Raw genomic sequence first — 16656 nt, 5'->3', positions numbered from 1 at the left:
AACGTCGCCAGCATGCCCGGTTATGGATGGATCAGCTTCACCACCGACTATGGCACGTTCGACGGCTTCGTCGCGGCCTGCCACGGCTCGATCGCCCGCATCGCGCCGGATGCCCGCGTGATCGATGTCACGCACCACGTGCCGCCCGCCGACGTGACCCGGGGTGCCGCCGTGCTGGCCCAGACCGCGCCGTTCCTCCCCGCGTCGGTGCACCTCGCGGTGGTCGACCCGGGCGTCGGCACGGCCCGCCGGGGTGTGGTGCTGGCCACCCCCAACGGCGTGCTCGTCGGCCCGGACAACGGCCTGCTGATCTGGGCGGCCGACGCGCTCGGCGGGATCACGGCGGCGCACGAGCTGACCAACAAGGACTGGACGCTGGGCGACGTGTCGCGCACGTTCCACGGGCGGGACGTGTTCGCCCCGGCCGCGGCCCGGCTCGCCGCGGGTGCGGAGATCTCCGACGCCGGTCCGGCCGTCGAGCCGGGCGCGCTGGTCCGCCTCCCGGCCCCGGTGACCAGCATCGGCGACGGGTGGATCGAGGCCGAGGTGCTCACCGTCGACCGTTTCGGCAACGTGCAGCTGGCCGCCGACGGGGCGATGCTCACCGGGCTCGGCTCCGAGCTCACCGTCAACGGCACCGTCCGGGCCCGCCGGGGCTCGACCTTCGCCGACGTCAACGCCGGCGAGCTGCTGGTCTACACCGACTCCGCGGACCGGGTCGCCGTCGCGGTCAACAACGGCCGCGCGGTCGTGGTCCTCTCGGTCGTCCCCGGCGACGTCATCCGCATCGCCGAGCGTCGCTGACCGATCAAATTCCTTTTCCCGTACGCCGTGAGAAGCCGCCCGTGGCAGCCCCTCGCGACGCGTTGCACGAAGCCACCCGTGACAGCAGCCCCACGCCAGGCGTTGCGCGAGGCCGCCCGTGGGCCGGGCCGCGCCACCACGAGCCCAGCTGGTTCTCAGGAGTGCCTCAGAGGTGCTGAGGCACTCCTGAGGCACAGCCAAACCCCGCGTCTGCGCCGTCGGCCTCCCAGAGTTGGTGGCCCGGCGCCAGTCCCGCTTTCCGGCTGGCGCTGAGGGTCGTAAAACGCCCGCGAGACAGCCGTGAGCGCCAGCTGGCAGCGGGACCCGCGCAGCGGCCTGGACCAGCGCCCGGGGTCGCGGCCTGCGGTGGCGGCCGCAGAAGACGGGCCGGGGAGCGGGTGAAGCGGCACGGAGAGGTGGAGCGGGGCGGGGTGGGGGTTGCGGGAGGGGGAAGCGGGGCAGGATTGGGGGTATGCCGGAGGGGGACACCGTTTGGAACACCGCTCGCGTCGTCGAGCGGGCGCTGGCCGGGCAGGTGCTGACCGGGTCGGACTTCCGGGTGCCGCGGCTGGCCACCGAGGATCTGAGCGGGTGGACGGTGGCCGAGTCGGCCAGCCGGGGGAAGCATCTGCTGCTGCGGCTGGAGCGGGACGGGCGGGACGGGCTCACGCTGCATTCGCATCTGCGGATGGAGGGGGCGTGGCGGACCTACGGGCCGGGTGAGCGGTGGACCGGGCGGCCGGCGCATCTGATCCGGGTCGTGCTGCGGTGCGCGAAGGCCGTGGCGGTGGGGTATCACCTGCATGATCTCGAACTGGTTCCGACGGCCGAGGAGGAACGGCTCGTCGGGCATCTCGGGCCGGATCTGCTGGGGGCCGACTGGGATCCGGCCGAGGCGGTTCGGCGGATCGGGGCGCGGCCGGAGGCGACGATCGCCGAGGCGCTGCTCGACCAGCGGAACCTGGCCGGGGTGGGGAACCTCTACAAGGCGGAGACGCTGTTCCTGCGCGGGCTGTGGCCGTGGACGCGGGTGGGCGCGGTCGCCGACCTCACCGGGACCGTGGCGCTGGCTCAGCGGCTCGTGGCGTCGAATCGGGGGCGCTGGACGCAGACCACGACCGGGTCGCTGCGGCGTGGGGAGACGAGCTATGTGTACGGGCGGCGGGCGCAACCGTGCCGGCGCTGCGGCACGGCGATCCGGAAGGCCGAGAACTCCCCGTTGCTGCCGGGTGGACAAATCGCCCACGGGCCGAGCGGCCGAGCACGGTCGGCAGGCGCAGACGTCAGAGCGGCAGCGCCGGGAGGTGCGGGCTTCCGAGGAGCGGCATCGTCGAGGGGCGCGAGCTTCCGAGGAACGACAATGCCCAGAGGCGCGAACAGAGGTGCGGACGCCAGAGCGGCCGGCAGCGCCGGCCAGAACGCCGCCCCCGACTACCCGGCGCTGCCGCGAACAGCCGGCCGGATCGGGGAGAAAGCCGAACTGGAGGACCGCATCACTTACTGGTGCCCGCGCTGCCAGCCTGAGCCTGCCGAGGCGGCGTAGACGTGAATCGCGCCGTCTGGTCCCGCAGCTCGGCCAGCCCGTCCGCGATGCCGCGCAACCGCTCGGCGGCCTCGACCAGGCCGAAGAACGCCGGGTGGCGGGAGTCCGCGACCGGGTGCCCGTCCTCCGCGACGTAGCTCGCCGCGGCCGCCACCAACTCTTCGAACGCTTCGACACCCTCGACGAACTGGTCGGCCAGGGCGCCGTGTGACTGTTCCAGGCCGGCGCGCTGGGTGGACTGGGCGAGCGGGATCGCCCGCTCGACGCTCGCCACCCGCCGGCCCAGGTCGCGCAGCCACTGCTCGGCCGTGGCGGCTTCCAGCGCGGCCGTCTCGCCGGCCGCGTCGAGGCGGCCGGCCAGGCCGAGCATGGTGGCCGAGGCGCGTTCCAGACGGTCCCAGGCCTGGGCGATGACCGAGCCGCGCAGGGCGTACCGGTTCTTCTGCCGGCGGACCTCGTGCAGGACCGTCCGGCCGACCTCGGTGCGTTCCAGCGCCGCGGTGAACCGCGGGCCGGGCAGGACCGGTTCGGGGGCGGGCTGGGACGACAGCTCGCGGTAGTCCCGCCAGCGCCAGCGGGCCAGGACCACCGAGGCGCCGGCCCCGGCGGCCCAGGCCGCGTCCGCTATTCCGACCCCCGCGTACGGCACGAGCACCACCGTCGCCGCCGCCAGACCGCCACCCAGCACGCTCCACCGGCGCGCCGAGCCGCGCAGGCGCTTCAGCCGGCGAAAGTATTTACCGCGCTCGTCCATGACATGCCCGCGGATCAGCCGGCGGCCGAGGTGTCGCCGCGCTTCTGGTTCATGCTGGCGCGGATCTCGTCGAGCCGCGCGACACCGGCGGCGTCAGCCGCGGTGGCGTTGTCCTGCCCGCTGACGGCGGGCTGGGCCGCGGCGCCGCCCAGCTTCTCCCCGGCCATGCTGGCGCGGATCTGCTCCAGGCGGGACGAGCCGGCCAGGTCCAGGCTGGACTTCTGCACCTCGAGCATGCGGCCCTCGACCGAGTTGGAGGCCAGCTCGGCCCGGCCCATCGCGTTCGCATACCGCTGCTCGATCTTGTCGCGCACCTGGTCCAGCGACGGGGTGTTGCCCGGCGCGGAGAGCTGCGACATCGATTCGAGCGACTTGGCCACGGTCTCCTGCATCTTGGCCTGCTCGAGCTGGCTCAGGAGGCGGGAGCGCTCGGCGATGCGCTGCTGCAGGACCATCGCATTGTTCTCGACGGCCTTGCGGGCCTGGCCGGCGGCGGAGAGCGCCTGGTCGTGGAGGGTCTTCAGGTCCTCCATCGACTGCTCGCCGGAGACCAGCTGGGTGGCGAGCGTCTGCGCGGTCTGCTCATACTTCCCGGCCTCGGCCTCGTCGCCGGCGGCGCGGGCCCGGTCGGCCAGCACGAGTGCCTGACGGGCCATGCCCTGCAGCTTCTCGACCTCGGACATCTGCCGGGACAGCTTCATCTCCAGCTGCCGCTGGTTGCCGATGACGGCGGCGGCCTGCTGGACGAGCGCCTGGTGCTGTCGCTGAGCGTCCTCGATGGCCTGCTGGATCTGCACCTTCGGGTCGGCGTACTCGTCGATCTTCGCGCCGAAGAGCGCCATCATGTAATGCCAGCCCTTGACGAACGGGTTCGCCATCTCGCGGTATCCCCTCAATGTCGCTCGGTCGGTGGCGTCATGGCGAGACGGGTCTCGTCACCGACGCGAAACCATCGTGTCAGCCCGACGCCAGCGGCGTCACGTGACCTACGGGGGATCTCAGGGTCACCCCTAGCGACGAGCCTGCCCACGAGGCTACGCCCCTCAGGGGACACGTGCGATACGCGGAAAGGCCCGGGCAGCACAAAGCCGGGCACGTCAAGAAGACTGCCCGGCTTTCGGCCAAATTCGAGCGGCGGCGGGATTCTTATGCCGCGTAGATCACATCTCGCTTCTTGTTCCGCGTCGCGTGCAGGGTCGCCTTCAGCGGGGACTCCTGGCGCACCGACACCGACACGTTGCCGTCCATGGCGACCTGGCGCTTGGACTCGGAGCTCTGGTCATCGACCGGCACGAGCACGCCCTCCATGTTCTCCGCCAGGGACAGCGTGCTGCTGACCTCGCCGAGGAGTTCGGAAAGACGCGCGCCGAGCGCTTCGCAGATGGCCGCGAGCAGCTCGCTGGAGGCCTCTTTCTGGCCGCGCTCGATCTCGGACAGATAACCCAGGCTGACGTTCGCGGCGGTCGACACCTCGCGCAGCGTGCGGTGCTGTCCCTGCCGGCGCGCACGAAGTGCGTCGCCGATAACCCGGCGTAGCAGGACCATGGCACCTCCTCCTGCGGGCGGGGCCGCCGGCAACACGCCGGAGGCTTCCCGCAACCGTACCTGCCGCGAGCGACGGCGACATCCCGCCCCGCCGAATTCCTCAGCGGGCCCACCCGCGGCACTTCCCGACAACCAGCCCGACACGGGTGGTATTCCCAGGTCAGACCCGGGCCGGTGTGGTACGGAGAACGTCGGCGAGCAATTGCAGGACGGCCGTCACACTTTCGGTACGGATAGCCGCCCGGTTACCGGTCAGTTTCAATTCGTCGACCCGGGTTCCGGTGGGTCCGGCGACCGCCACATACACCAACCCGACCGGCTTGCCGTCCTGGGGATCGGGGCCGGCGACGCCGGTGGTGGCCACGCCCCAGTCGGCACCGCAGCGTTCCCGGGCGCCCTCGGCCAGTTTGCCGGCGACGTCCGGGTCGACCGGTCCTCGCTCGGCCAGCAACTCGGCGGGGACGCCCGCAAGGGTTCCTTTGAGCTCGGTGGCGTAGACGACCAGCCCGCCGCGGAAGACCGCGCTCACCCCGGGAATCTCCACGATCGTCGCCGCCACGAGTCCCCCGGTGAGCGACTCCGCGGTCGCCACCGTCTGGTGGCGCTCGACCAGGGCGTGGACGGCCGCCGCGGCGGCCACCGCCATCTCCATCAGGCTCCTCGTCGCAGCCGGAACGCCTCGATCACGTAGTCCACCCCGGTGGCCAGGGTGACGGCCAGTGCGGCGTACATCACCCAGGTGCCGACCACGTCGAACGGCTCGGGGACGGGCCACAGGTACCAGGCGATGGCCAGGGTCTGCAGCCCGGTCTTGAGCTTGCCACCCCGGGAGGCCGGGATCACGCCGTACCGGATCACCCAGAAACGCATCGCGGTGATGCCCCACTCGCGGACCAGGATGAGCAGGGTGATCCACCAGGGCAGCGCGTCGTAGGCCGAGAGCAGGACCAGAGCCGTGCCGGTCAGCGCCTTGTCGGCGATCGGGTCGGCGATCTTGCCGAACGAGGTGACCAGGTGCCACTTGCGGGCGATCCAGCCGTCCACGAAGTCGGTCGCCGAGGCCACGCAGAAGGCCACGCAGGCGCCGATGCGCCAGTCGTGGTCGGTCATCCCGGACGCGACCACCATGGCCAGGAAGACCGGGACGAGGACGAGCCGGACCACGGTCAGCGCGTTGGCCGCGTTGTAGAGCGACACCACGCGCGGCGCGGCCACCGGAACCGGCTCGTCGGTCACCGGTCGACCCGCGCCGCGGAGATCATCTCGGTCGGCACGGCGATCAGGTCGACACCCTCGGTGCCGGTGACCGTGGCCCGGACCAGGTCGCCCGGGCGCAGGGCGGCCAGGTCGACACCCTTGTCACCGGTGACGAGCGTGGTGGAGCCGTCGACCTCGGGGGCCTGGTGCTCGGCGCGGCCCTCGATCTCGCCGTCCTCGACGGTGTCGACCAGGACCTCGATCGTGCTGCCGAGCCGGTCCTCGGCGCGCTGGGCGCACAGCTCCTCGGCCAGGGCGACGACCTTGTCGTAGCGCCGCTTGATCGTTTCGGCGCGCACCTTGCCGGGCAGGCCGGCCGCCTCGGTGCCGTCCTCGTCGCTGTAGTCGAAGATGCCGATCGCGTCGAGCCGGGCCTCGGTCAGGAAGCGGACCAGCTCGTCCACGTCCTGCCGGGTCTCGCCGGGGAAGCCGACGATGAAGTTGCTCCGGGCGCCGGCCTCGGGGGCCAGCTTGCGGGCCGAGTCGAGCAGCTCCAGGAAGCGCTCGGTGGAGCCGAAGCGGCGCATCCGCCGCAGCACCGGCTCGCTGGAGTGCTGGAAGGACAGGTCGTAGTAGGCGGCGACGCCGGGCGTGGTGGCGATCGCCTCGACCAGGCCGGGGCGGGTCTCGGCGGGCTGCAGGTAGCTAGCGCGCACCCGGACGATGCCGTCGACGGCGGCCAGCTGCGGCAACAGCTTCTCCAGCAGGCGGGGATCGCCCAGATCCTTCCCGTACGACGTCGAGTTCTCACTGACCAGCACCAGCTCGCGCACGCCGGTCTTGGCCAGCCACTCGGCCTCAGCCAGAAGCTCCTGCGGGTCACGGGAGACGAACGCGCCGCGGAACGCCGGGATGGCGCAGAACGCGCAGCGCCGGTCGCAGCCGCTGGCCAGCTTGAGCGAGGCGACCGGGCCCGAGTCGAGCCGGCGGCGCAGCACCTTGCGCAGGTGGGCCGGGGTGTGCTCGTCGACCGTGGCGTGGCCGGGCACGACCACCTTGGCCGCGTGCCGCTGCACGGGGGTGATCGGGAGCAGCTCGCGCCGGTCCCGCGGGGTGTGCGAGTCGAATTTCTCACCGGCCAGCACGCCGTCGAGCCGGGCGGCGATGTCGGTGTAGTCGTCGAAGCCGAGCACCGCGTCGGCCTCGGGCAGGTTCTCCGCGAGATCCTTGCCGTAACGCTCGGCCATGCAGCCGGCGGCGACGACCTTGGCCCCGGTGTCGGACGCGGCGAGCAGGGTGTCGATCGAGTCCTGCTTCGCCTTCTCGACGAAGCCGCAGGTGTTGACGAGCACCACGTCGGCCTGGGCCGCGTCGGTGCCCACCTCCCAGCCCTCGGCGTCGAGGCGGGCGGCCAGCTCTTCCGAGTCGACCTCGTTACGGGCGCAGCCCAGCGTGAGGAGGGCGACACGGCGAGAGGAAGCAGGAGTTACAGACACCCGCCAAGGTTACCGGGCCGCCTCGGGTTGCCCGTCCCCCGGACAGCCAAGCTCTAGTGCCAAGTCCCGTTGACAATACGATTGCCGGGTGACGACTTCGGAAGACCTCGACGATCTCGACGCGCTGGCCAGTCTCGCCGACCCGGTGCGGCGGCGGGCGTACCGGGTGGTGGCCGACGGGACCGGGCCGATCGGCCGGGACGAGGTGGCCGAGGCGCTCGGCGTCGGGCGCACGCTCGCCGCGTTCCACCTGGACAAACTGGTGGCGGCCGGGCTGCTGGACATCTCCTACGCGCGCCGGTCGGGCCGGACCGGGCCGGGGGCCGGGCGGCCGGCGAAGTTCTATCACGTGGCGACCGCCGAGCACGCGGTCAGCGTGCCGCCGCGGGCCTATCGGACCGCGGCCGAGCTGCTGGCCGAGGCCCTGGAGGAGGCCGGCGCGGAGAACGTGCTGAACCGGGTGGCCCAACGGCACGGGAAGCGGGTCGCCGGGGACGGTGACGTGGTCGAGGTGCTGACCGGGCACGGTTACGCGCCGGTGGCCGACGGGCCCGGGCGGATCGAGTTGCGGAACTGTCCGTTCCATCGGCTGGCCGAGCAGTTCCCGCCGGTGATCTGCGGGATGAACCTGGCCATGGTCGAGGGGCTGCTGTCCGGGGCCGGGCTCGACGACGCCTGGGAGGCCCGGATGGATGCGGCGCCCGGACGGTGCTGCGTGGCCGTCTGTTCTAAAAATCAAAACGATTGACATTAGAGTACGGGGCTGGTCATGCTGGACGGCATGACCGACTTCCACCTGGCCCAGTTGAACACCGCCCGGCTCCGAGCGCCGCTGGAAGACCCGTCGATGACCGAGTTCGCCGAGGGCATCGCGCTGATGAACGCGCTGGCCGACCGGTCGCCGGGGTTCGTGTGGCGGCTCGCCGAGGAGGCGGGCGACGGCACGGTCCACACCGAGGCCGACCCGAGCCGGATCTACACGCTCTCGGTCTGGGAGTCCGCCGATCACCTGCGGGCGTATGCGTATCAGAGCGAGCACCTCGACTACCTGCGGCGGCGTCGTGAGTGGTTCCATCCGCACGGGCCCGAGGCCGCGCTGGTGATGTGGTGGCTGCCGGTCGGCGAGATCCCGACGCTGACGCAGGGCATCGCCCGCCTCGACCGGCTACGGGCCAACGGCCCGGCCCCGGAGGCCTTCACCTTCCGCGAGACGTTCCCCGCGCCGGTCTTGATCTGAGGCTCTGACCGCGACCAAAAGACCACGTCGCCCTTGCGGGCCTCGCGTTCTGGCCGCGCCAGCGGCCTGCGAGGGTCGGAAGGGTCCCCGCGGGAGCGACGGTCTGTACCCCGGCGGACCGAGGCAAAAAAGAATGTGAATTTGATCTTTTAATCGACCCGGAGGGACGCGAGCGACTCCTCCAGCTCGTCCGGTTTGATCAGGACGTCGCGGGCCTTGCTGCCCTCGGACGGGCCGACGATGCCGCGGGTCTCCATCAGGTCCATCAGGCGGCCGGCTTTCGCGAAGCCGACCCGCAGCTTGCGCTGCAGCATCGACGTCGAGCCGAACTGGCTGGTCACGACCAGTTCGATCGCCTGGATGAGCAGGGCCAGGTCGTCGCCGATCTCCTCGTCGATCTCCTTCTTCTTGCTCACCGGCGCCTCGGTGACGTCCTCGCGGAACTCCGGCTCGCGCTGGTCCTTGCAGAACTTGACGACCGCGGCGATCTCTTTCTCGTCGACCCACGCGCCCTGGATGCGCGTCGGTTTCGAGGCGCCCATCGGCAGGAAGAGGCCGTCACCGCGGCCGAGCAGTTTTTCCGCACCGGGCTGGTCGAGGATGACCCGGGAGTCGGCCAGCGACGACGTCGCGAAGGCCAGTCGCGACGGCACGTTGGCCTTGATCAGGCCGGTGACCACGTCGACGGACGGGCGCTGGGTGGCCAGCACCAGGTGGATGCCGGCGGCGCGGGCCAGCTGGGTGATGCGGACGACCGAGTCCTCGACGTCGCGCGGGGCGACCATCATCAGGTCGGCCAGCTCGTCGATGATCACCAGCAGGTACGGGTACGGCTTCATCACGCGCTCGCTGCCCGGCGGCGCGACGATCTCACCACTGCGGACCTTGCGGTTGAAGTCGTCCAGGTGCCGCACCCCGTTGGCGGCCAGGTCGTCGTAGCGCATGTCCATCTCGCGGACGACCCACTCCAGGGCGTCGGCGGCCTTCTTCGGGTTGGTGATGATCGGGGTGACGAGGTGCGGAATGCCCTCGTAAGCCGTCATCTCCACCCGTTTCGGGTCGACCAGGAGCAGGCGCACCTCGTCCGGCGTGGCGCGGGAGAGCAGGCTCACCAGCAGCGAGTTGAGGCAGCTGGACTTGCCCGCGCCGGTCGCGCCGGCGATCAGGATGTGCGGCATCTTGGCCAGGTTGGCCACGACGAAGCCGCCCTCGATGTCCTTGCCGAGCGCCACCACCATCGGGTGGTGATCCCGGGTGGCGACCGGGGACCGCAGCACGTCGCCGAGCGACACGTTCTCCGGGTCGGTGTTCGGGATCTCGACGCCGACCGCGCTCTTGCCCGGGATCGGCGAGAGGATCCGCACGTCCGGGGACTTCACCGCGTACGCGATGTTGCGCGACAGCTGGGTGATGCGCTCCACCTTGGTGCCCGGGCCGATCTCCACCTCGTACCGCGTGACCGTCGGGCCCCGGGTGAAGCCGGTGACCATCGCGTCCACGTTGAACTGGTCGAACACGCCGGTGAGGGCGGCCATGATCTCGTCGTTGGCGCGGCTGCGGGCCTTGGCCGGGGCACCGACCGACAGCAGATCGGGCGGCGGCAGGTGGTAGCCGTTGCTGTCGACCGTGGAGATCTCCAGCTGCTCGGCCTGCACCGGGGGCGCCGAGTGGCCGGGCGGCGGCTTCTTGCGGCTGGCCGGCACCTTCGGCAGGGCGACCGTGTCGTGCAGGATCAGGTCCTCTTCGGGCTCCTCGGGCTCCAGCAGGTCGTCCAGCGGCGTCGTCGTGGCCGCCGCGGCCTGGCGGCGACGGGCCGGGCGGCGCGGCTTGACCGGCGCCTCCTCCGGCTCCTCGTCGTCGTCATCGGCTTCGAGGACCGGACGGGGGCGCGTGTCCGAACCGCGGCCCAGCACCATGTCCCCGAGCAGCATGAACCGCTCCGGGATCTTGTTGATCGGCGTCGCCGTGATCACCAGAAGACCGAAGACGAAGAGCAGGATCAGCAACGGTACGGCCACCCAGGCGCTGACCGCGCGCTCCAGCACCGAGCCCACGCCGTAACCGAGCAGGCCGCCGTTGCCGGTCAGGGCGATGTCGTCGCGGGGGTCGTCGGAGATGTAGAGCAGGCTCGCGGTGGCGATGATGACCGCCGACCAGCCGACCGGATTGCGGCCGCGATGCTCCGGGTCGACCGGCTCGCGCATCAGCCGGATCGCGCCGTAGAAGAACAGCAGCGGCAGGAAGATCCCCAGACCGCCGAAGAACAGGTGCACGGCGTCGGCCAGCCGCTGACCGACCGGACCGGCGCTGTGCGCCCAGACGGCGACCGCGGTCAGGATCGAGAAGCCGAGCAGGAGCAGGCCGGCGCCGTCACGGCGATGCTCCGGGCCGATGTTGCGGGCGTTGCGCCCGGCGCCGCGGGCGACCCAGCCGACGCTGTGGGCCAGGCTCATCCAGATCGCGGCGACACCCCGGGTGACCCCGGGACCGATCGCGGGCGGTGCCTTCTTGGCGACCGGACGCTTGCGCGCCGCCGCCGTGGTCTTCTTCACCGGGCGCGCCGCCGGTTGCCGGGCGCGCGTGGTCGCGGCGCCGCGCGTGGTCGACGCGGCGCGGCCCCGGCCCGCCGGAGGAGTACGGCCCGCCATGGGAGACACCGTAGCCGGACGCGCCCAACCCATCGAGACGGCACACCGTGACGAGTCTTCGCTTTCTGGCGATTAACATCACGAGGTGGAGACACTCGACAACGAGATGATCAAGGCCGCGATGGACGCACGCGGGTTCGCGTACTTCGTCGATGCGGACGGCGACATCGCGGGCAACTTCCAGGGCAATCTGATCTACTTCTTCCGGCTCGGCCAGAACAAGGAGATGCTGCAGATCAGGGCCATGATGCAGCACATCTTCACGGTCGAGGACGTGCCACGGCTCTACGAGTTCTGCAACACCTGGAACCGTGATCAGCTCTGGCCCAAGGCGTACGTGCAGGTCACCGACGACGGGACGGTCGTCGTGGTCGGCGAGGTCTCGACCGACTTCGAGCGCGGCCTGACCATGGAACAGCTCGACCAGGTGCTGCTCTGCGGCATCGCCACCGGCTGCCGGCTGGGCGAGTCGCTGGGCGAGCTCAAGAACTGATCATGGCCGGGACCATCGTGGTCCCGGCCATGTCACATCGCTTCGTTACTGGACGTTGAAGCCCAGCGAGTAGTCGCCGCTGCCGGACGAGTCGACCACGACGTACCGGAAGGTGCCGGACCGCTGGTTGACGCTGAGCGTCTTGTCACCGGTGCCGGTGGCCTTCGCGACCGTCTTGAAGCCGTTCTTGGTCTGGCGCTGCAGGACCAGGTCGAAATCGGCCCCGTCGGGCACGGTCAGGCAGGCCACGTGCTGGCCGGCGCGGGCCCGGAAGGCGCCGCCGTCCGGCTGGATCTGGCCGGTGCCGGACTTGGCCAGCGAACCGCTGCGCTGCACCGGCAGGTCGGCGCAGGCGTTGTCGGCCGGGGCCGCGGCCGACCCGGTCGGGGCGGCCGTCGCCGAGTCGGTCGGCGCCGCGGTGGCCCCGCCCTCCTCGGCCCCGGTGGTCACCAGGGTCAGGTTGTTCTCGGCCAGGATCTCGTTGACCGGCTGGAAGAACGTCTCGCCGCCGACCGTGCAGTCACCGGAACCGCCCGAGGTCACACCCTGGGCCTGGTCGCCGGAGAGCCACGGGCCGCCGGAGTCGCCGCCCTCGGCGCAGACGTCGGTGCGGGTCAGGCCGGTGACCGTACCCTCCGGGTACTGGACCGTCTGGTTCTTGGCCAGGATCGTGCCGCAGAACGTGCCGGTGGTGGAGCCGGAACGGCACACCGCGGCGCCGACCGGCGCCTCCGTGTTACCGGCCACCGGGAGCTCGTTGCCCTTGAAGTCGTTGACCACCGGACGCGGGGTCCAGTCGCCGTTGACCTCGACGAAGCCCATGTCGGCGTCACCGGGGAAGACACTCGCCTTCACCACGCCCTGGGCCTCGTTGTTGAAGCCGGTGGTGGTCGTACCCGGCGTGCCGCAGTGGCCGGCCGTGACGAAACCGCCCTCGACCGAGAAGCCGATCGAGCAGCGGGCCGTGCCGCCGTCCAGCGAGATGAAGTACGGGTCGGCACCGCGCACGTCGAAGAGCGGCTTCGGCTTGCGGTTGCTGATCTGCACGGTCACCGAGTCGGTGGAGACGCCGGCCTTGCGTGCGAACGTCAGCGCGTCGGCCTGGTCGCCCGGCTGCGCGACGATGACCAGCTTGTTGCTCGGGGCGTCGACGTACCAACCGGTCAGGTCGCCGGCCGACTTCACCTTGGCGTCCAGTTTGGTCTTGGCCGCGTCGAGCTCGGCCTCGCTGCGCTTGACCAGCACCGGCACGGCGCCGGCGGCCTTCACCTGGGCGGCCGCGTCCGCATCGGTCACCGCGACCTTCAGGGTGGTGCCGTCCTTGGCCAGCCACGCGCCGGCGTAACTGTCGCCGGTGGCCGCGGCCAGGGTCGCGGTGACCCCGCCGGCCCACTTCGAGCGCTTCAGCCGGGTGGTCGCCTGTGCGGCGTCGAGGCCCAGGTCACGCTTCATCGCCGCCAGCAGGTCGGGCGAAACACCCCCGGCCCCGCTCGCCTTCGTCGAGCTGCTGCCACTCTCCGGCGTGGTGCCGGCCAGTGACGGCAGAGTGAAGGCGACCGCCGCCGCGGTCGCCGCCACTACCGCCGCAGCTACGGCGATCGATCTGCGCTGCATCTGGAGTACTCCCTCCGCCACGGGCGCCGTGGGGGCGGCGCCGTGCCAGGGAATACGCACCTCGTCCGAAGAAGGTTGAAACGGACGAGGCGTAAATCGACTTTCACAGGTTTCACAGCAATTACTAAGAAACCCTTAAACCTTTTGCTTTCGTACGGCCGTCAGACCTCGACCACCGTCGGAACGATCATCGGGCGGCGGCGATAGGCGTCGTTCACCCAGCGCCCGACCGTCCGCCGAACCACCTGCTGCAGCTGGTGGGAGTCGGTGATGCCGTCCTCCGCGGACCGGTGCAGCGCGGCCGTGAGCAGCGGAATCACCGGATTGAAGGCGTCCGGGTCCTCGGAGAAGCCCTTGGCCGAGATGCTCGGCTCGCCGACCACCTTGCCGGTCACCGAATCGATGATCACCGTGGCCGAGATGAACCCGCCGTCACCCAGGATCCGCCGCTCGGTCAGCAGCGACTCACTGACGTCACCGACCGCGAGACCGTCCACGTAGACATAGCGGCTCTTCACCCGGCCGACCACGCGAGCGTGACCCTCGACCAGGTCGACCACGTCACCGTCCTCACAAAGGACCACGCGGTCCGGCGCGACACCGGACTCGATGCCGAGCTGCGCGTGCGCCCGCAGGTGACGCCACTCGCCGTGCACCGGCATCAGGTTGCTCGGCCGGGTCACGTTCAGCAGGAACAGCAGCTCGCCGGCGGGCGCGTGCCCGGAGACGTGCACCTTCGCCGTCTCCTTGTGGATGACCGTGGCGCCGGCCCGGGACAACTGGTTGATCACCCGGTAGACCGAGGTCTCGTTGCCCGGCACCAGCGAACTGGCCAGCACGACCGTGTCACCCGACTCGATGGTGATGTGCCGGTGATCGCCGGTGGACATCCGCCCCAGGGCGCTCATCGGCTCGCCCTGCGACCCGGTGGACATGAAGACGATCTCGTCCGGCGGAAGGTGGGTGGCCTCGTCCAGGCCGACCAGCAGCCCGTCCGGGATGCGCAGCAGACCCAGGTCACGGGCGATGCCCATGTTGCGGACCATGGACCGGCCGATCAGGGCGACCTTGCGGTCGAACTCCCAGGCGGCGTCCATGACCTGCTGGACCCGGTGCACGTGGGAGGCGAAACTGGCCACGATGATCCGGCCCTTGGCCTTGCCGAAGATCCGGCTCAGCACCGGCCCGATGTCCCGCTCGGGAGCCACGAAACCGGGCACCTCGGCGTTCGTCGAATCGGAGAGCAGCAGGTCGACACCCTCGGCCCCGAGCCGCGCGAAACCGGCCAGGTCGGTGATCCGCCCGTCCAGCGGGACCTGGTCCATCTTGAAGTCGCCGGTGTGCAGGATCAGCCCGGCCGGCGTGCGCACGGCGACCGCCAGCGCGTCCGGGATCGAGTGATTGACCGCGAAGAACTCGCACTCGAACGGCCCGAGCCGCTCGATGCCGCCCTCGCGGACGGTCAAGGTGTACGGATCCAGCCGCCGCTCGGCCAGCTTGGCCTCGACCAGGGCGAGCGTGAACTCGGACCCGACCAGCGGGATGTCCGGCTTGTGGGCCAGAAGGTACGGCACCGCACCGATGTGATCCTCGTGACCGTGCGTGAGCACGATCGCCTGGATGTCCTCGAGACGGTCCAGAATCGGCGCGAAGTCCGGCAGGATCAGATCCACACCGGGTTGCTCGACGTCGGGGAAGAGCACCCCGCAGTCGATCACCAGCAGTTTGCCGTCGAACTCCAGAACCGTCATGTTGCGGCCGATGGCGCCCAGCCCACCGAGCGGGATGACGCGCAGGGCGCCCTCCGGCAGCGGCGGCGGCGGACCCAGCTCCACGTGAGCTTGACTCATTCGCCTCTTCCTGTCAGAGCACGATGCCGGCCGCCGCGGCGTCCTGGCGAAGTTGCTTCAATTCCTCGTCGCTCGCGTCCACCAGCGGCGACCGGACCGGGCCCGCGGGCAGCCCCTTCGCGCTCAGACCGGCCTTCACCAGGATCGTCCCCGGTGAACGGAAGATGCCGGTGAACAGCGGTAGAGCCTGCCGGTGGCGAGCCAGCGCGGTGATCGTGTCGCCCGTCTCGTACGCCTCGATCATCTCCTTGGCCGGCACACCGGTGAAGTGTGACGACGTACCGACCAGGCCGACCCCGCCGATCGACAGCAGCGGCAGAGTGGCCGCGTCGTCCCCCGAGTAGTAGGCCAGATCGGTCCGGCTCAGCACCCACGAGCTGGCGATCAGATCGCCCTTGGCGTCCTTGACCGCGACGACCCGCTCGTGCTCGGCGATCCGGCACATGGTCTCGGTGGCGATCGCCGTGCCGGCCCGGTGCGGGATGTCGTAAACCATGATCGGCAGGCCGGTCGCGTCGGCCACGGCCCGGAAATGCCGCTCGACACCCGCCTGCGGGGGCTTGTTGTAATACGGCGTCACGACCAGCAGACCGTGCGCGCCCGCCTTCTCCGCGGCGTGGGCCAGCTCGATGGTGTGTGCGGTGTTGTTCGTCCCGACACCGGCCACGACCTGGGCCCGGTCACCGACCGCCTCGATCACGGCACGCAGGAGAGACTCCTTCTCCGCGTCGGTCGTGGTCGGGGACTCACCGGTCGTGCCGCTGATCACGAGCGCGTCGTTGCGCTGCTCGTCGACGAGGTGCGCGGCCAGGCGGGCGGCGCCCTCGAGGTCCAGGGAGCCGTCCGGGGTGAACGGGGTCACCATGGCGGTCAGCAGCCGTCCGAAGGGCCGCGGGTCGTGCGTCATACCTGACAACCTATCGGACGCCTCGGTCACACGTAGAAAGCGGTGAACGGAGCCCAGGGCAGGTTACGCAGCACGCTCCAGACCGCCCACACCGCCATGAAGGTGATCATCGCGCCCGGAGTGATCGTCAGCTGCGGAATCCGCCACCGGAAGAGTTTCCGGCCGGCCCAGGCCACGTACATGTACAGCAGGAACGGCACCGCGAAGACGAAGATCGCGTGGTGCCGGGCCGCCGCCGGGAGATTGCCGTGCAACAGATACCACGCCGCGCGGGTGCCGCCGCAACCCGGACAGACGAAACCCGTCGTGTACTTCAACAGGCAGGTCGGAGCGTCACCGGCACCCGCGTCGACCGGGTCGGTGATCAACGTGTAGCCCACCGCGCCACCCATGCAGGCCAGCACCGCGAGCGGGGCCAGCCACATCGGGGAACGGGCGGCGATCCGGTCGAAGAAACGGGTGATCCGGTCGGTCTCGGGAGGCTCGTAGAACCTGTACGCCGGCCAGTCCGGGGGCACCGGAGGGCCCTGCAGCGGCTGAGACTCCAACCAGGCGCTCATGGGCGTCA

General features: G+C 70.7%; 15 protein-coding genes and 1 pseudogene. 5 read left to right on the top strand and 11 right to left on the bottom strand.

Annotated features, from left to right (window positions below; genetic code table 11):
* Positions 1–12 precede the first annotated feature (12 nt).
* Together ACSHV8_RS47575 and ACSHV8_RS47570 are read left to right on the top strand one after the other, a co-directional pair.
* Positions 13–804, top strand: a complete 792-nt coding sequence (locus ACSHV8_RS47575) for an SAM hydrolase/SAM-dependent halogenase family protein (protein ID WP_436527082.1) — start codon at positions 13–15, stop codon at positions 802–804.
* Positions 805–1276: 472 nt separating this feature from the next.
* A pseudogene (locus ACSHV8_RS47570) lies at positions 1277–2014 on the top strand (DNA-formamidopyrimidine glycosylase family protein); the annotation flags it as partial.
* Positions 2015–2297: 283 nt separating this feature from the next.
* On the opposite strand, the gene pspM reads toward ACSHV8_RS47570, so the two are convergent.
* The 6 genes from pspM to rimO form a co-directional block, all read right to left on the bottom strand.
* Positions 2298–3101 carry a phage shock envelope stress response protein PspM gene (gene pspM / locus ACSHV8_RS47565; RefSeq protein WP_436527081.1) on the bottom strand — a complete coding sequence of 268 codons (804 nt, stop codon included), beginning with the start codon at positions 3099–3101 and terminating at the stop codon, positions 2298–2300.
* Between the two features lie 14 nt (positions 3102–3115).
* Positions 3116–3979, bottom strand: a complete 864-nt coding sequence (locus ACSHV8_RS47560; RefSeq protein ID WP_436527080.1) for a PspA/IM30 family protein — start codon at positions 3977–3979, stop codon at positions 3116–3118.
* A gap of 268 nt (positions 3980–4247) precedes the next feature.
* On the bottom strand, positions 4248–4646 hold the full coding sequence (locus ACSHV8_RS47555; RefSeq protein ID WP_436527079.1) for a helix-turn-helix domain-containing protein: 399 nt from the start codon (positions 4644–4646) through the stop codon (positions 4248–4250).
* A gap of 160 nt (positions 4647–4806) precedes the next feature.
* Positions 4807–5298 (bottom strand): CinA family protein, encoded by a 492-nt coding sequence (locus ACSHV8_RS47550; protein ID WP_436527078.1) that lies wholly within the window; start codon positions 5296–5298, stop codon positions 4807–4809.
* A complete protein-coding gene (pgsA, locus tag ACSHV8_RS47545; RefSeq protein WP_436527077.1) occupies positions 5298–5882 on the bottom strand; it encodes a CDP-diacylglycerol--glycerol-3-phosphate 3-phosphatidyltransferase in 585 nt (194 codons plus the stop codon). The genes ACSHV8_RS47550 and pgsA overlap by 1 nt, the downstream gene beginning before the upstream one ends.
* A complete protein-coding gene (gene rimO, locus ACSHV8_RS47540; protein WP_436527076.1) occupies positions 5879–7339 on the bottom strand; it encodes a 30S ribosomal protein S12 methylthiotransferase RimO in 1461 nt (486 codons plus the stop codon). Before rimO ends, pgsA begins: the two co-directional genes overlap by 4 nt.
* An 88-nt stretch (positions 7340–7427) precedes the next feature.
* Between rimO and ACSHV8_RS47535 the strand changes: the two genes are divergently transcribed.
* A complete protein-coding gene (locus ACSHV8_RS47535) occupies positions 7428–8087 on the top strand; it encodes a helix-turn-helix transcriptional regulator (RefSeq protein ID WP_436527075.1) in 660 nt (219 codons plus the stop codon).
* 33 nt (positions 8088–8120) lie between these two features.
* Complete coding sequence (locus tag ACSHV8_RS47530) at positions 8121–8576, top strand: DUF3291 domain-containing protein (RefSeq protein WP_436527074.1); 456 nt, start codon at positions 8121–8123, stop codon at positions 8574–8576.
* 149 nt (positions 8577–8725) lie between these two features.
* Here ACSHV8_RS47530 and ACSHV8_RS47525 read toward each other — a convergent pair whose 3' ends face one another.
* Positions 8726–11224 (bottom strand): DNA translocase FtsK 4TM domain-containing protein, encoded by a 2499-nt coding sequence (locus ACSHV8_RS47525; RefSeq protein WP_436527073.1) that lies wholly within the window; start codon positions 11222–11224, stop codon positions 8726–8728.
* 85 nt (positions 11225–11309) lie between these two features.
* Here ACSHV8_RS47525 and ACSHV8_RS47520 point away from each other — a divergent pair, with 85 nt between their 5' ends.
* Positions 11310–11717, top strand: a complete 408-nt coding sequence (locus ACSHV8_RS47520; RefSeq protein ID WP_436527072.1) for a YbjN domain-containing protein — start codon at positions 11310–11312, stop codon at positions 11715–11717.
* A gap of 45 nt (positions 11718–11762) precedes the next feature.
* Here the strand turns inward: ACSHV8_RS47520 and ACSHV8_RS47515 are convergent, their stop codons facing one another.
* The 4 genes from ACSHV8_RS47515 to ACSHV8_RS47500 form a co-directional block, all read right to left on the bottom strand.
* Complete coding sequence (locus ACSHV8_RS47515; RefSeq protein WP_436527071.1) at positions 11763–13331, bottom strand: S1 family peptidase; 1569 nt, start codon at positions 13329–13331, stop codon at positions 11763–11765.
* A 161-nt stretch (positions 13332–13492) separates the two neighbouring features.
* Positions 13493–15181: a ribonuclease J gene (locus tag ACSHV8_RS47510; protein ID WP_436527070.1), complete on the bottom strand. Its 1689-nt coding sequence runs from the start codon at positions 15179–15181 to the stop codon at positions 13493–13495.
* Positions 15182–15194: 13 nt separating this feature from the next.
* Positions 15195–16088: a 4-hydroxy-tetrahydrodipicolinate synthase gene (dapA, locus tag ACSHV8_RS47505; RefSeq protein WP_436527069.1), complete on the bottom strand. Its 894-nt coding sequence runs from the start codon at positions 16086–16088 to the stop codon at positions 15195–15197.
* A gap of 26 nt (positions 16089–16114) precedes the next feature.
* Positions 16115–16648, bottom strand: a complete 534-nt coding sequence (locus ACSHV8_RS47500) for a DUF2752 domain-containing protein (RefSeq protein WP_436527068.1) — start codon at positions 16646–16648, stop codon at positions 16115–16117.
* Positions 16649–16656 lie beyond the last annotated feature (8 nt).

It is taken from the genome of Actinoplanes sp. HUAS TT8 (assembly GCF_051380535.1).
In the GTDB taxonomy this organism is placed as follows: domain Bacteria; phylum Actinomycetota; class Actinomycetes; order Mycobacteriales; family Micromonosporaceae; genus Actinoplanes.
The sequence above is the reverse complement of the archived record's forward strand: the minus strand, read 5'-3'. Positions and strand labels throughout refer to the sequence as shown.